Origin of the sequence: Azospirillum formosense, from assembly GCF_013340925.1 — a bacterium.
In the GTDB taxonomy this organism is placed as follows: Bacteria; Pseudomonadota; Alphaproteobacteria; order Azospirillales; family Azospirillaceae; genus Azospirillum; species Azospirillum formosense.
The window spans coordinates 1-15,592 of the sequence record NZ_WHOR01000128.1; the positions used below are offsets into that span (position 1 = coordinate 1).

Sequence of the window (15,592 nt, forward strand, 5' to 3'; positions counted from 1 at the left end):
CCCCCCGCAGCGCCGCCCCCCGTGTTGCCGATGTGATTGTCACCGAAGTCGGCGCCCGCGGCGACGGCATCGCCAGCTTCGACGATGCCAAGCTCTTCGTGCCGCTGACCGTTCCCGGCGACCGCGTGCGGGTGGCCGTGAAGGAGGCCGCCAACGCCAAGGGAGACGGCCTGCGCGCCGACCTGCTCGAAATCCTGGAGCCCGGCCCCGGACGCGCCGCGCCGCCCTGTTCCCATTTAGGAACCTGCGGCGGCTGCACGCTCCAGCATATGGAGGACGCCGCCTACGCCGCCTGGAAGGTCGGGCTGGTGCAGGGCGCCCTGGCCCGCGTCGGGCTGGTCGACGCGCCCCTTGAGCCGTTGTCGCGGACGCCGCCGGCCGCGCGCCGCCGCGCCCGCTTCGCCGCGCTGAAGCGGGGGCGCCGCGTCTGGCTCGGCTTCAACGAGCGGATGAGCCACCGGCTGACCGACCTGGCGGAGTGTCCGGTCCTGCGACCCGGCCTGTTCGCCCTGGTGGAGCCGCTGCGCGGGCTGCTGCTGTCGGTTCTGCCGGACGGCGGCGGCTGCGACGTGATCGCCACCGACCTGGAGGGCGGGATCGATCTCGTGCTGGTCGGCCCGCGCAGCCTGGACCGCGCGGCGCGGGAACGGCTGGTGGCCTTCGGCGAGGCGGAGGGGGTGGCCCGCATATCCTGGCAGGCCGATGAGCGGCAGCCGGATGGCCGCGGCACGCCGGAGCCCATCGCCCACCGCCGCCCGCTGGCGGTGTCCTTCGCCGGCCTGCCGGTCACCCCGCCGCCCGGCGCCTTCCTCCAGGCGAGCGCCGACGGGGAGGCTGCCCTGGTCGCCGCCGTCCTCGCCAACATCGGGGAGCCGAAGCGGGTGGCCGACCTGTTTGCCGGGCTGGGCACCTTCGCGGTCCCGCTGGCCCAGCGGGCGGCGGTCCATGCGGTGGAGGGGGACGCCCCGGCGCTGGCCGCGCTGAACAAGGCGGCGGGGGCGCTGCGCCTGACCACGGAGCGGCGCGACCTGTTCGAGAATCCGCTGACGGCGAAGGAGCTGGCGCGGTTCGACGCGGTGGTCTTCGACCCGCCGCGCGCCGGGGCCGCCGCCCAGGCGCAGGCGCTGGCCGGCTCGAAGGTGCCGCGGGTGGTGGCGGTGTCCTGCAACCCCGCGACCTTCGCCCGCGACGCCCGGACGCTGGTGGACGGCGGCTACGTGTTGAGCCGCGTTTATCCCGTGGACCAGTTCCTGTGGTCGGCCCACGTCGAGGTCGTCGGGGTGTTCAGCCGCCCATAGGGCCTGCGAGGAGGGCGGGGACCCACCGAGGAGGGCGGGGACCCACGAAGGCACCATCTCCGTGCCTTCGTGGCGAGGTCCTCTCAGTCCAACTGCATCACGATGGCCTTGAGATAGGCCGACTCCGGCAGATGCGGGTGCACCGGATGGTCCGGCCCGGCCCCGGCGCTGCGCAGGATGCGCCCGGTCCGCCCGGCGTCGTGCAGGCCGCGGGCGACCTGCTCGGCGAAGGTCGGCGGGTCGACGTTGTGGCTGCAGGACGCGCAGAGCAGGAAGCCGCCCGGCGCCGTGATCTTCGCCGCCAGACGGGTCATCTTGCGGTAGGCCCGGCAGCCGACGGCGAGGTCCTTCTTCGACTTCACGAAGGCCGGCGGGTCGGCGATGACGACCTCAAACGTCTCGCCCTCGGCGTTCAGCCGCTCCAGCTCGTTGAAGGCGTCGGCGCGGCGCGCCTCGAAGCGGTCGGCCACGCCGTTGGCCTCGGCGGCGCGGGTGGCGTTGTCCAGCGCCCCCTGCGAGCGGTCGACCGACACCACCGACGAGGCGCCCTCGACGGCGCAGAGCACGCCGAAGCCGCCGTTGTAGCTGAAGAAGTCGATGGCCCGCTTGCCCTTCGCCAGCTTGGCGATGAAGGCGCGGTTGTCGCGCTGGTCGTAGAACCAGCCGGTCTTCTGCCCGCCCAGCGGGTCGGCGAAGAAGATGGCGCCGTTCTCCTCCAGCCGGATCGGGCCGTCGATCTCGCCCTTCACCAGCCGGCTTTCCTCCGGCAGCCCCTCCAGCGCGCGCTGGGTGCTGTCGTTGCGCAGGATGACCGCGCGCGGGGCCAGCACCTCGTCGATGGCGGCCAGGATGGCGTCGATGCGCTGGTCCATGAAGACGCTGTTGGCCTGCACCGTCACCACGTCGCCGTAGCGGTCCACGATCAGCCCCGGCAACCCGTCGGCCTCCGCGTGGACGACGCGGTAGTAGGGCCGGTCGAACAGCGCGTCGCGCATCGCCACGGCGCGCCTCAGCCGCCCGGCGAGGAAGGCGTGGTCGACCACCGTCGCCGGGTCGCCGGAGAGCATCCGCGCGGCGATCAGGGTGTGCGGGTTGAAGGTGGCGATGCCCAGCGGCTTCCCGCCGGGGTCCAGCAGGCGCACCGGGCTGCCCGGCGGGATGGCCTTGGCCGCCGTGTCCATCTGGACTTCGTTGGAATAGACCCAGGGGTGGCCGTGCAGGACGCGCCGCTGGCGGCCGGCCTGCAGATGGATCGCCCGGTACTTGACGGGGGTGGTGGGGGTGTCGGTCATGATGGCGCATCCTAGCCGCTCGCGCCCGCCGAGCAAACGGTCACATCGCCGGAGTCGTGGGAAACGGGGGATGGAGTCGCGGGATGGGGCAGGGTGCCGGCCCGTTCCGGCGGGACTTACGGGATGCCGAGCGGGCTTTCCGCCTGCGACCGATGCGCGCGGTTGTCGTTGGCGCCGTCCATCGCCTTGCACAGCCGCAAGGTTTCCGTGCGGTGCCCGTCCTGGTGAAAGCAGGTCAGCAGGGACCCGCGCGCCCCGGTCTCCCCGGCCAGCAATTCCGGCAGCGCGGTGTGGATCGCCGTGCATCCGTGGCCGCGCGCCAGACGATCCATGGAGCGCAGCAAAGTCTCCGCCGGGCCCGTCATGTCGAACAGGTCGAGCACGACGAAATTCTCAACGGCCAGAATTCGGCCGTGGCGAAGATGCTCCGCAATAGCGTATGAGAAAAGTCCATGGAGGTACCCCCGTGCGTTCTGCACGGTCATGATGCCGGCCGGCGTCGCGGGGGTATCAACCGGCCCGATAAGTGCTGCGGCAAATGCGCGCCATTGCTCCACCGGCAGGTCCGGGAAGATGGCCCGCACCAGCGGATAGGCCTGGTCGATCTGACGCTGACCGAGAGGTTTCGCGATGAAGCTTTCGTCCATGCCCGTCCGACCGCGTGAAGGACGGTGAACGATGGCAGGCACCGGTAAGACCGGTCGTTGACGTAGATCAATGTTGCAAGGTCCACCCCTACACATATTGGGATTATTGGAGGCAGGCGCAACCGGCGTCCGCATAAGAAGTGCATCGTATGTGAACCTGCCCCCCTCCTTAACAGTACGTACCCAGCGGTGGTGCAACCTCAGAGGGAGCGGCCCGAGCCGCCCGGGGCAAACGGGAGAGATTGAATGACATCAGCGACTCTGACGCCAGGGGCCGCCCTGGGCAGCCAGCGGGTGTCGGAAAATGTGCGTTACTACGAAGACGCCGTCCGACTCTTCGTCATCGCTGCAGTGTTCTGGGGCGTCGTCGGCTTCCTGGCCGGCGTCTTCATCGCGCTGCAGCTCGCTTTTCCGGCGCTGAATCTCGGCCTTGAGTGGACGAGCTTCGGGCGCCTGCGGCCGGTCCACACCTCGGCCGTGATCTTCGCGTTTGGCGGCAACGTCCTGTTCGCCACCTCGCTCTACTCCGTGCAGCGCACCAGCCGCCAGTTCCTGTTCGGCGGCGAGGGCCTCGCGAAGTTCGTCTTCTGGAACTACAACATCTTCATCGTCCTGGCGGCGCTCAGCTACGTGCTCGGCTACACCCAGGGCAAGGAGTATGCGGAGCCGGAGTGGATCCTCGACCTCTACCTGACGGTCATCTGGGTCCTCTACGCCATCCAGTTCGTCGGCACGGTGATGACCCGCAAGGAGTCGCACATCTACGTCGCCAACTGGTTCTTCATGGCGTTCATCCTGACCGTCGCGATCCTCCACATCGGCAACAACGTCAACGTCCCGGTGTCGCTGACCGGGATGAAGTCCTACCCGTTCGTCTCGGGCGTGCAGAGCGCCATGGTGCAGTGGTGGTACGGCCACAACGCGGTCGGCTTCTTCCTGACCGCCGGCTTCCTCGGCATCATGTACTACTTCGTTCCGAAGCGCGCGGAGCGGCCGGTCTATTCGTACCGCCTGTCGATCGTGCACTTCTGGACGCTGATCTTCCTCTACATCTGGGCCGGCCCGCACCACCTGCACTACACGGCCCTGCCGGATTGGGCGCAGACGCTGGGCATGACCTTCTCGGTCATGCTGTGGATGCCGTCCTGGGGCGGCATGATCAACGGCATCATGACCCTGTCGGGTGCCTGGGACAAGCTGCGCACCGACCCGGTCCTGCGCTTCCTCGTGACGTCGGTGGCCTTCTACGGCATGTCGACCTTCGAGGGCCCGCTGATGTCGGTGAAGCCGGTCAACGCCCTGTCGCACTACACCGACTGGACGATCGGCCACGTGCACTCCGGTGCGCTCGGCTGGGTGGCCTTCATCTCCTTCGGCGCGATCTACTATCTGGTCCCGGTCCTGTGGAAGCGCTCGCAGCTCTACAGCCTGCGTCTGGTCAGCTACCACTTCTGGACCGCCACCATCGGCATCGTGCTCTACATCACCGCCATGTGGGTGTCGGGCATCATGCAGGGCCTGATGTGGCGCGCCTACGACAACCTCGGCTTCCTCCAGTACTCGTTCGTCGAGACGGTCGCGGCCATGCATCCCTTCTACGTGATCCGTGCGCTGGGCGGCGTCCTGTTCCTGGCTGGTGCCCTGATCATGGTCTACAACCTGTGGCGCACGGCCAAGGGTGACGTCCGCATCGAGAAGCCCTATGCCTCCGCCCCGCACAAGGCGGCGGTCGGTGCGGCCTGACGCCGGAGGAACTGAGAAAATGGCTGAGGAAAAAAAGGGCTTTAGTCACGACACGATCGAGCGGAACACGCTTCTGCTCATCGTCCTGATCCTGATCACCGTGTCGATCGGCGGCCTCGTCCAGATCGTCCCGCTGTTCACGATCGAGTCGACGATCGAGAAGGTGGATGGGGTCCGTCCCTACTCGCCGCTCGAACTGGCTGGCCAGAACATCTACTTCCGCGAAGGCTGCTACAACTGCCATAGCCAGCAGATCCGTCCGTTCCGCGACGAGGTGGAGCGCTACGGCCACTATTCGCTGGCCGCGGAAAGCATGTACGACCATCCCTTCCAGTGGGGCTCCAAGCGCACCGGTCCGGACCTGGCCCGCGTGGGTGGCAAGTACTCCAACGACTGGCAGGTGGCCCATCTGGTCGATCCGCGCGCCGTGGTGCCGGAATCGATCATGCCGGGCTACGCCTGGATGAAGGACCGTCCGCTGAAGTACACCGACATCCAGGATCACATGAAGACCCTGCGCATCGTCGGCGTCCCCTACACGGACGAGCAGATCGCCAGCGCCAAGGCCGACCTCGAAGCGCAGAAGAACCCGGACGCCGACACGGCCGGTCTGATGAAGCGCTACCCGAAGGCCGTCGTGGCGAACTTCACGGGCAACAAGGGCGTCACCGAAATGGACGCGCTGGTGGCCTACCTGCAGGTCCTGGGCACCATGGTGGACTTCACCAAGTACCAGTCGCCCAAGCAGCTCCAGCAGTAACCGGGAGGGATCCATGGACTTGGATTCGATCACTGTCGCCCTGCGGTCCTTCTGGACCGTCTGGCTGGCCCTGCTCTTCACCGGCATCGTGGTCTACGCCATGTGGCCAGGCAACCGGGGCAAGTTCGAAGACGCCTCCCGGATCCCGCTCAAGGAAGATGGTCAGGAGTTTTAGGCCATGGCACAGAAAGAAAAGGACGCCCTTTCCGGCGTCGAGACCACCGGCCACGAGTGGGACGGCCTGCGGGAGCTGAACAACCCCCTGCCCAAGTGGTGGCTGTACATCTTCTACGTCTGCATCGCGTGGTCCCTCGTCTACTACGTGCTCTACCCGGCCTGGCCGCTGGGCAAGAGCTACACGAAGGGCCTGCTCGGCTACTCGCAGCGCGAGGAGCTGGTGCAGAAGGTCGCCGACGGCAAGAAGGCCCAGGAAAAGTACCTGACGGCCATTGCGGCGACCTCGGTCGAGGACATCCAGAAGAACAAGGACCTCCTTGCCTTCGCGATGGCCGGCGGCCGCTCCTACTTCAACGAGAACTGCGCGGCCTGCCACGGCGCCGGCGGTCAGGGCGCCAAGGGCTTCCCGACGCTCGCCGACGACGTGTGGCTGTGGGGCGGCACCTCCGCCGACATCTACAAGACCATCCAGCACGGCATCCGTGCGGATGACGGCGACACCCGCGGGACGGTCGGCATCGGCATGACCGCCTTCGGCCGGGACGGCATCCTGAACCGTGAGCAGATCGGTCAGGTCGCCGAGTACGTCCTGTCGCTGAACAAGCGGTCGACCGACGCGGCGGCTGCCGAGAAGGGCAAGACCGTCTATGACGAGAACTGCGCCGCCTGCCACGGCGACAGCGCGCAGGGCTCGGTCGCGGTCGGCATGGACGTCGGCGCTCCGCCGCTCGTCACGGCCAACTGGCTGTATGGCGGCGACAAGGCCACGCTGATGGAGACCATCACGAACGGCCGCGCCGGCGTGATGCCCGCTTGGTCGAAGCGTCTGGACGACGCGACGATCAAGTCGCTGGCCGTCTACGTCCACAACCTGGGCGGCGGCAAGTAAGCCGTCCAGACAGGAAGGACCGGCCGGGGTGGGGGACGCCCCCCTGGCGGGTCCGCCGGACTTCGGTGCCGGGGAGGCGACTCCCCGGCATTTTCTTTTTCCGGGCATCCTTTCTCCGGTCCACGGCAGTGGCGCGGGCGACAGGGGCGCGGGGGAGGGGGCAAGCACCCAGATTCCGCCCCCAAATCCTTTGATCCAGCGCAATGCCCCTGTGACGTTGTGCCGCCATAGTCCCCTCGCCACAGCCGAACCATGTCGGCATGGCCAAGCCGCCCGCGTGGCGGACGCCAGACGAAGAAGGCGAGGTCATGAGCACGACCACCGAACAGCCGCCGCCCCGTATCGACCGATTGGACGGCGATGTCTTGGAAGGCCCAGTCCCGGCCGCCGGGGATGCGCCCGCCGCCCCCCGGAAGGCGCAGCGTCGCGCGTCGCGCTCCATGTACCAGAAGCACGCCAAGGTCTATCCCAAGGCGGTGCACGGCACCTTCCGCCGCATCAAATGGGCGGCGCTGGCGGTTCTCCTGGCGATCTACTACGTGCTGCCCTGGGTCCGCTGGGACCGCGGGCCGAACGCCCCCGACCAGGCGGTGCTGCTCGACCTCGCCAACCGTCGCTTCTACCTGTTCTTCGTCGAGTTGTGGCCGCAGCAGATCTACTACCTGACCGGCGCGCTGATCCTGGCGGCGCTGGGCCTGTTCCTGGCGACCTCGCTGGCGGGCCGCGTCTGGTGCGGCTACGCCTGCCCGCAGACGGTGTGGACCGACCTCTATGTCTGGGTCGAACGGCTGGTCGAGGGCGACCGCGGCGAGCGCATCCGACTCGACCAGGGTGCCTGGACCGCCCGGAAGGCCGGGCGCAAGGTCCTGAAGAACCTGATCTGGCTGCTGATCGCGCTGGCGACCGGCGGCGCCTGGATCTTCTACTTCACCGACGCGCCGACCCTGCTGGGCGAGATGCTGCGCTTCGAGGTGTCCTCGACCGCCCTCGGCTTCATCGGCCTGTTCACCGCGACCACCTATCTTCTGGCCGGTTTCGCGCGGGAGCAGGTCTGCACCTACATGTGCCCGTGGCCGCGCTTCCAGTCGGCGATGATCGACGAGGACAGCCTGATCGTCACCTACCAGGACTGGCGCGGCGAGGGCCGCAGCCTGCTGCGCAAGTCGCAGAGCTGGGAGGAGCGCAGGGCCGAAGGTCTGGGCGACTGCATCGACTGCTTCAACTGCGTCCAGGTCTGCCCCGCCGGCATCGACATCCGCGACGGGCTGCAGATGCAGTGCATCGGCTGCGGCCTGTGCATCGACGCCTGCGACGAGATCATGACCAAGGTCGGGCGCCCCACCGGCCTCATCCGATTCGACACCCAGACCAGCCAAGTGGCCGTCGCCACCGGCGGGCAGCCGGTGCCCTTCCGCCTGCTGCGCCCGCGCACGATTCTCTACACGCTGATGATGCTGGTCATCGCCGGCGGCATCGGGGTCGGGCTGCTGCTGAAGCCGGGGCTGGACATCAGCGTCCTGCGCGACCGCGCGCCGCTGTTCGTGGCGCTGTCCGACGGGTCGGTGCGCAACGCCTACACCTTCAAGATCTCCAACATGACCCGCGACCCGCGCGCTTACACGCTGGCGGTCTCCGGGGTGACGGGGGCCAGCCTGTCGGTGGCCGGCGATGGTCAGGACGAGCAGGCCGGCACCCAGCGCCTGACCGCCGATCCGGACATGGTGGCGACCTACAGAATTTTCGTGACCGCGCCGCGCACCGGTTTGCAAGGCGCCTCCCAGCCCCTTACCTTCAGGCTTACCTCGGCCGATGGTGAGGTGGCGACCTATGACTCCGTCTTCATGGGGCCGGCCAACTGATCCCGACCGGCTCTTCGCGCTGCATTCACCAAAGGTCAAGACGACGATGACGCTGTCCACCGACGCCGGAACCCGCCGCACCCCGCCCCGCCGGACCGGCCGCCAGCCCGGCTGGTACATCCCCTGGATCTTCGTCGCCGGCTTCGCCGTCGTGATCGCGGTCAACGGCGTGATGCTGCACTTCGCCCTGTCGAGCTGGACCGGCGTCCAGACCGAGCAGCATTTCATGAAGGGGCTGAAGTACAACGAGGATCTGGCCGGCGCCCGCGCCCAGGCCGAGCGCGGCTGGAAGGTCACCACCGACTTCACCGCCACCGAGGCGCAGAAGGGCATCCTGGCGCTGACGCTGCACGACAAATACGGCAACCTGCTGAAGGACGCCGAGGTGAAGGTCGCCTTCATCCGCCCGACCAGCGAGGGGCACGACGTCCGCCTCGACCTGCCCTATCTGGGCGAGGGCCGCTTCGCCGCCCCGGTGGCGCTGCCGCTGCCCGGCCAGTGGGACCTGCGCGTGGAGATCCACCATTCCACAGGCGACTATCAGGACGAACAACGCCTCTTCGTCAAGTAAGCGTCCCCCAAGCAAGCGTCCCCCAAGCAAGCGTCCATCGAACGGGCGCACGGCACACCAGCACACGGGTTTCGTGACATGACCGTCTGCCTCCACTGCGGGCAGGAGCATCCCGAGGGCACCGGCACCACCGCCTCCGACGGCGCCGGTCCCTTCTGCTGCACCGGCTGCGCGGCGGCCTACGACCTCGTCCGCGGGCTCGGGCTGGAACGCTATTACGAGCGGCGCTGCGTCGATCCCGCCGCCCGGCCCCTGCGCCCGGACGGCGAGGCGCCGCCCCTCGACTACGCCCCCCACGCCAAGCACGCCGAGGACGGCACCGCCTCGCTGCACCTGATGGTGGACGGGCTGCAATGCGCGGCCTGCGTCTGGCTGATCGAGACGGCGCTGGCCCGCCAGCCTGGGGTGACCCACGCGCGGCTGAACATGACCACGCGCCGCCTGTCGGTGACGTGGCGCGAGGCCGAGACCGACGCCAACACGGTCGTCGACACCGTCGCCCGCATCGGCTACCGCGCCGTGCCCTTCGATCCGGAGCGGCTGGGCGACGCCCAGGCGAAGACGGAGAAGGAGCTTCTGCGCTCGCTGGCCGTCGCCGGCTTCGGCGCCAGCAACGTGATGCTGCTGTCGGTGTCGGTCTGGGCCGGCCACGCGACGGGCATGGGCTCCGCCACCCGCGACCTGATGCACTGGCTGTCGGCGCTGGTCTGCATGCCGGCCATCGCCTACGCCCTGCGGCCCTTCGCGCGCTCCGCCTTCCAGGCGCTGCGGCGCGGGCGGACGAACATGGACGTGCCGATCACCATCGGCGTCCTGCTCGCCACCAGCATGAGCCTGTTCGAGACGATCAACAGCGGCCAGCACGCCTATTTCGACGGCGCGATGATGCTGCTTTTCTTCCTGCTGATCGGGCGCTACCTCGACCAGCGGGCGCGCGGCCGGGCGCGCTCGGCGGCGGAGCAGCTTCTCGGCCTGCACGCCACCTCAGTGACCGTGCTGAACGAGGACGGGCGCAGCGCCATCGTCCCGCCGGATCAGGTCAGCCCCGGCTCCACCATCCTGGTGGCGGTGGGCGAGCGGGTCGCGGTCGACGGCACGGTGGCCGACGGTGTGTCCGACCTCGACACCGCCCTGATCACCGGCGAGACGGTGCCGGGCAGCGTGCGCCCCGGCGACCGCGTGTTTGCCGGCATGCTCAACCTCACCGCCCCGCTGCGCGTGACCGTGACGGCGGTGGGCGAGGGCACGCTGCTGGCCGAGATCGTCCGGCTGATGGAGGTGGCGGAGCAGGGCCGCGCCAAATACGTCGCCATCGCCGACCGCGTGTCGCGCCATTACGCCCCGGTCGTCCATGTGGCGGCGCTGGGCACCTTCCTGGGCTGGCTGCTGCTCGGCGGGCTGCCCTGGCAGGATTCGCTGATGAACGCCGTCGCCGTCCTGATCATCACCTGCCCCTGCGCGCTGGCGCTCGCCGTGCCGGTGGTGCAGGTGATCGCCAGCGGGCGGCTGATGCGGCAGGGCATCCTGCTGAAGACCGCCACGGCGCTGGAGCGGTTGGCCGTCATCGACACGGTGGTCTTCGACAAGACCGGCACGCTGACCGAGGGGCGGCCCGTCCCGCAGCTCGACGGCGTGGCCGAGGACGACCTTCGCCTCGCCGCCGCGCTCGCCGGGGCCAGCCGCCACCCGCTGGCCCGCGCCCTGACCCGCGCGCTGCCCAACGTCCCCGTCGCCGCCGGCGTGCGCGAGATTCCCGGCGCCGGCCTCGCCCTGGATGGCGCCGCCCTGGATGGCTCTGGGGGCGAGATCCGGCTGGGCAGCCGCGCCTTCACCGGCGCGCCGGACACGGCGGAGGACGCCGCCGGGCCGGAGCTGTGGCTGGCCCGCCCCGGCGTTGCCCCGGTGCGCATCACCTTCCTCGACGCGCCGCGCGCCGACGCGGCGGCGGTGGTGCGCGGGCTGAAGGCGCGGGGCCTCGACGTCCGGCTGCTGTCCGGCGACCGTCGCGGCGCAGTGGCCGCTGTGGCCGCGCAACTCGGCATCGAGGACTGGCGCGCCGGCCAGACGCCCGCCGACAAGACCGCCGTTCTCGACGCGCTCGCCGCCGAGGGCCGCAAGGTGCTGATGGTCGGCGACGGGCTGAACGACGCCCCGGCGCTGGCCGCGGCCAGCGTGTCGATGTCGCCGTCCACCGCGGTGGACGTCAGCCAGACCGCCGCCGACGTGGTGTTCCAGGGCCGCCACCTGCGACCCATCCTGGAGGCGCTCGAGGTGTCCCGCCGCTCCGGGCGGCTGGTGCGCCAGAATTTTGCCATCGCGCTGGTCTACAACCTGTTCGCGGTGCCCATCGCCATGGCGGGCATGCTGACGCCGCTCCTTGCGGCGCTGGCCATGTCCTCCTCCTCCCTGATCGTTATCGCCAACGCCCTGCGGCTCAGCCGCGGCGCGGTGACCAAGGACCTGACCGATGACCGAGCTTCTCTATCTGATCGCGATCGCGCTGAGCCTGGGGCTGATGGGCCTGGGGGCGTTCCTGTGGGCTCTCAAGTCCGGGCAGTTTGACGATCTCGACGGGGCGGCCCACCGCATCCTCTTCGACGACGAGCCGCCGCGCCCCAGCGCCGAGCCGTCCACCCCGCCGAAAGGGCGCTGATCGGCCGCTCCGGCGGGCCGCTCATAAGGCATTCGTATGGCAATTCGGCCACGGCCCTTGCGAGCACCGTTGCGAAACAGACCGAATATGACGATTATGGGAGCGTTGTACGGCTAAGGGTTGGGTCATGCCATGCCACCCTTTGACATGGGGCGCGCCCGCGAAAAGGGCGCGGCGAGTGAAATGAATCCCTGCGGGGCCTGTCCCGTGCGCAGTCTCACCGTCTGCGCCGCCCTGGACCCCGAGGAACTGCGCCGTCTCGCCGACATCCTCCAGACCTCCCGCGTCGAAGCCGGCCAGACCCTGTTCAGCGAAGGCGACGCGGCGGACGCGCTCTACAACGTCACCGCCGGCACCGTGAAGCTCTACAAACTGCTGCCGGACGGGCGCCGTCAGATCACCGGCTTCCTCGTCACCGGCGACTTCCTGGGGCTGGCCGTCAACGACAGCTACGCCTACACCGCGGAAACGGTCACGGCGGCGACGCTCTGCCGCTTCCCGCGCAAGAAGATCGACGCGCTGATGGACGAGTTCCCGAAGATGCAGCGCCGTCTCTTCTCCATGGCCTCGAACGAGCTGGCTGCGGCGCAGGACCAGATGCTGCTGCTCGGCCGCAAGACGGCGAAGGAGAAGATCTGCTCCTTCCTGCTGATGCTGTCCCAGCGCGCCGCCCGGCGCGGCCACAAGGAAAACCCCGTCTACGTGCCGATGAGCCGGGCCGACATCGCCGATTACCTGGGCCTGACCACCGAGACGGTCAGCCGCACCTTCACCCAGCTGAAGACCGCCGGGGCCATCTCGCTGCAGGAAGGCAACAAGGTCCTGATCAGCGACATGGACGCCATCTACGACATGGCCGAGGGCTGCTGAGGCTCCTTTCGGACACGAAACGATGTCTTTGGTCATCGTTCGTGATCTGATATGTCGTATTCCAGGAAAATTTCGCATCTTTCGTGCGATCCCGCTCTGGCGGGACGCGCCCGCGCGGGCTAACATCCGCCGCCCGACCGGCCGGAACCGAGCATGACAACGACGGCCGGCCCAAAGAAGAACGGCTGCAACAGCCTACGCTCAGGAACCGAACCCCGATGACCGAACCCGATACGAAGCGCGTCACCGACGAAGAAGCCCTTCTGCTGCACTCCTCCGGGCGTCCGGGCAAGCTGGAGATCGCGCCGACCAAGCCGCTGACGACCCAGCGCGACCTGTCGCTGGCCTATTCGCCGGGCGTGGCCGTTCCCTGCCTGCGCATCGCCGAGGACCCCAGCACGGCCTACGACTACACGGCCAAGGGCAACATCGTCGCCGTCATCTCCAACGGCACGGCGGTGCTGGGGCTGGGCGACCTCGGCGCGCTCGCCTCCAAGCCGGTGATGGAGGGCAAGGCGGTCCTCTTCAAGCGCTTCGCCGACGTGGACGGCATCGATCTGGAGGTCGATACGAAGAACGTCGACGAGTTCGTCAACTGCGTCCGCTTCCTCGGGCCGAGCTTCGGCGGCATCAACCTGGAGGACATCAAGGCGCCGGACTGCTTCATCATCGAGGAGCGCCTGCGCGAGCTGCTGGACATCCCCGTCTTCCACGACGACCAGCACGGCACCGCCATCATCGCCGCCGCCGGCCTGATCAACGCCTGCGACATCACCGGGCGGAATCTCAAGGACGTGACGATGGTGGTCAACGGCGCCGGTGCGGCGGGCATCGCCTGCGCCGAGCTGTTCACGACCATGGGCGTGCCGCGCGAGAACATCATCCTGTGCGACACCAAGGGCGTCGTCTACCGCGGCCGCACCGACGGCATGAACCAGTGGAAGTCGTCCTTCGCGGTGGAGACGGACAAGCGCACGCTCCAGGAGGCGGTCGCCGGCTCCGACGTTTTCGTCGGCCTGTCGGCCAAGGGCGCGATGACGCCGGAGATGGTCAAGTCGATGGCGGCCAAGCCGATCATCTTCGCGCTGGCCAACCCCGATCCGGAAATCACCCCGGAGGAGGTGAAGGCCGTCCGCTCCGACGCCATCGTGGCGACGGGCCGCTCCGACTACCCGAACCAGGTCAACAACGTCCTGGGCTTCCCCTACCTGTTCCGCGGCGCGCTCGACGTGCGGGCGACCACCATCAACGAGGCGATGAAGGTCGCCGCCGCCAAGGCGCTGGCCGCCCTGGCGCGCGAGGACGTGCCGGACGAGGTGGACGCCGCCTATGCGGGCCGCCGCCTGCGCTACGGGCCGGAATACATCATCCCGGTGCCCTTCGACCCGCGGCTGATCGTGACGGTACCCGCCGCGGTGGCCCAGGCCGCCATGGAGACCGGCGTGGCGCGCAAGCCCATCGTCGATCTGGCGGGCTACCGGAACGGCCTGCGCACCCGGCTCAACCCGACGGCGGACAGCCTCCAGCTCATTCTGGAGAAGGTGAAGGCCAACCCGCGCCGCGTCGTCTTCGCCGAGGGCGAGGAGGAGCGGACGATCCGCGCCGCGCTCGCCTACCGCGCCGCCGGCTTCGGCACGCCGGTGCTGATCGGCCGCGAGGCGGTCATCAAGGAGCAGCTGGCGGCGATGGGCCAGTCGGGCGTCTCGCTGGAGATCCACAACGCCCGCGTCTCCGACGCCAACCGCCGCTACAGCGACTATCTGTACCGCCGGATGCAGCGCCAGGGGGCCCTGCTGCGCGACTGCCAGCGCATGGTGAACCAGGACCGCAACGTCTTCGCCGCGCTGATGGTGGCGCAGGGCGACGCCCACGCCATGGTCACCGGCCTGACCCGCACCTTCGGCGTGGCTTTCGAGGAGATCCGCCGGGTCATCGACGCCAAGGCGAACGAGCCGGTCTTCGGCCTGCACGTCTTCCTGACGCGCAACCGCACGGTGCTGATCGCCGACACCACGGTGCATGTCCGGCCGAACGGCCAGACGCTGGCCGACATCGCCATCGGGGCCGCGGCCAAGGCGCGCCAGATGGGGCACGAGCCGCGGGTGGCGCTGCTGTCCTTCTCCAACTTCGGCCAGCACCCGCACCCCCACACCGACCCGCTGCGCGAGGCCATTTCCATCCTCGACAGCCGCCGCGTCGATTTCGAGTATGACGGGGAGATGTCGGCGGACGTGGCGCTGGACTACCAGCTGATGAAGCGGGTCTACCCCTTCTGCCGGCTGTCCGGTCCGGCCAACGTGCTGATCATGCCCGGCCTGCATTCGGCCAACATCACGGCGAAGCTGCTCAACAAGATGGCCGGCGGCCAGATGATCGGCCCGCTGCTGATCGGCTTGGACAAGCCGGCGCAGATCGTCACCATGGGCGCCTCGGTCAACGATCTGGTCACCGCGGCGGCGCTGGCGGCCCACGACTCGCTGCCCTGGTAAGCGAAGGGCGCTGTTTTCGGACGACGCGCGGGCCGGGCATGTCCCCGGCCCGCGCGTTAATCTTTTGTGACGCCCGCTCACCGGCTTGCGGGATGGTGTAAAAGCGGAGTTCCGTCTCCAAGACCGTCCGCGTGACGCACGAGAAGCGCCGTCCATGACTTCCAAGCCGATGCCGCCCCTCCGGTTGATCCTCGCCGCCGCGCTGGTTCTGGCGCCGCTGCTGCCGGCCTTGTGGGGCTGTCTCTTCTCCACATCTGACGCTGCCGACGATCCACTCTGTGGTGACCATGGTGCTCGCCGGTCGCTCTGACAACGACAGCGTGACCCATCTGCTCGCACGCCGG

The 15,592-nt window shown here is 68.8% G+C and carries 13 protein-coding genes; 11 read left to right on the forward strand and 2 right to left on the reverse strand.

Translation table 11 applies throughout. The features are described 5' to 3' along the window. A partial coding sequence (locus GBZ26_RS16960; RefSeq protein WP_174439838.1) for a class I SAM-dependent RNA methyltransferase occupies positions 1-1,298 on the forward strand: 1,298 nt, incomplete at its 5' end. Positions 1,299-1,381: 83 nt separating this feature from the next. Here GBZ26_RS16960 and GBZ26_RS16965 read toward each other — a convergent pair. Then, positions 1,382-2,590 (reverse strand): class I SAM-dependent rRNA methyltransferase, encoded by a 1,209-nt coding sequence (locus GBZ26_RS16965; protein ID WP_174439839.1) that lies wholly within the window; start codon positions 2,588-2,590, stop codon positions 1,382-1,384. A 116-nt stretch (positions 2,591-2,706) separates the two neighbouring features. Then, positions 2,707-3,237, reverse strand: coding sequence for a hypothetical protein (locus GBZ26_RS16970; protein WP_174439840.1), 531 nt, complete (start codon positions 3,235-3,237; stop codon positions 2,707-2,709). Positions 3,238-3,483: 246 nt separating this feature from the next. Here GBZ26_RS16970 and ccoN point away from each other — a divergent pair, with 246 nt between their 5' ends. The 10 genes from ccoN to GBZ26_RS17015 all read left to right on the forward strand — a co-directional run bounded on the left by ccoN (position 3,484) and on the right by GBZ26_RS17015 (position 15,248). Next, positions 3,484-4,980, forward strand: a complete 1,497-nt coding sequence (gene ccoN, locus GBZ26_RS16975; RefSeq protein WP_059398493.1) for a cytochrome-c oxidase, cbb3-type subunit I — start codon at positions 3,484-3,486, stop codon at positions 4,978-4,980. 19 nt (positions 4,981-4,999) lie between these two features. Continuing rightward, positions 5,000-5,740 (forward strand): cytochrome-c oxidase, cbb3-type subunit II, encoded by a 741-nt coding sequence (gene ccoO / locus GBZ26_RS16980; protein WP_035672921.1) that lies wholly within the window; start codon positions 5,000-5,002, stop codon positions 5,738-5,740. Between the two features lie 13 nt (positions 5,741-5,753). Continuing rightward, on the forward strand, positions 5,754-5,915 hold the full coding sequence (locus tag GBZ26_RS16985) for a cbb3-type cytochrome c oxidase subunit 3 (RefSeq protein ID WP_014238792.1): 162 nt from the start codon (positions 5,754-5,756) through the stop codon (positions 5,913-5,915). A gap of 3 nt (positions 5,916-5,918) precedes the next feature. Continuing rightward, positions 5,919-6,806 (forward strand): cytochrome-c oxidase, cbb3-type subunit III, encoded by an 888-nt coding sequence (gene ccoP, locus GBZ26_RS16990; protein ID WP_174439841.1) that lies wholly within the window; start codon positions 5,919-5,921, stop codon positions 6,804-6,806. A gap of 308 nt (positions 6,807-7,114) precedes the next feature. Beyond that, positions 7,115-8,665 (forward strand): cytochrome c oxidase accessory protein CcoG, encoded by a 1,551-nt coding sequence (gene ccoG / locus GBZ26_RS16995; RefSeq protein ID WP_174439842.1) that lies wholly within the window; start codon positions 7,115-7,117, stop codon positions 8,663-8,665. A 46-nt stretch (positions 8,666-8,711) separates the two neighbouring features. Then, positions 8,712-9,236, forward strand: coding sequence for a FixH family protein (locus tag GBZ26_RS17000; protein ID WP_174439843.1), 525 nt, complete (start codon positions 8,712-8,714; stop codon positions 9,234-9,236). A 78-nt stretch (positions 9,237-9,314) separates the two neighbouring features. Next, positions 9,315-11,798 carry a heavy metal translocating P-type ATPase gene (locus GBZ26_RS17005; RefSeq protein ID WP_174439844.1) on the forward strand — a complete coding sequence of 828 codons (2,484 nt, stop codon included), beginning with the start codon at positions 9,315-9,317 and terminating at the stop codon, positions 11,796-11,798. Continuing rightward, positions 11,752-11,889 carry a cbb3-type cytochrome oxidase assembly protein CcoS gene (ccoS, locus tag GBZ26_RS30325; protein WP_246653670.1) on the forward strand — a complete coding sequence of 46 codons (138 nt, stop codon included), beginning with the start codon at positions 11,752-11,754 and terminating at the stop codon, positions 11,887-11,889. The genes GBZ26_RS17005 and ccoS overlap by 47 nt, the downstream gene beginning before the upstream one ends. A 207-nt stretch (positions 11,890-12,096) precedes the next feature. After that, entirely contained in the window at positions 12,097-12,759 is a 663-nt protein-coding gene (locus tag GBZ26_RS17010) for a Crp/Fnr family transcriptional regulator (RefSeq protein WP_236778152.1), read from the forward strand. Between the two features lie 218 nt (positions 12,760-12,977). Next, a complete protein-coding gene (locus GBZ26_RS17015) occupies positions 12,978-15,248 on the forward strand; it encodes an NADP-dependent malic enzyme (RefSeq protein ID WP_035669991.1) in 2,271 nt (756 codons plus the stop codon). The last annotated feature ends 344 nt before the right edge of the window (positions 15,249-15,592 follow it).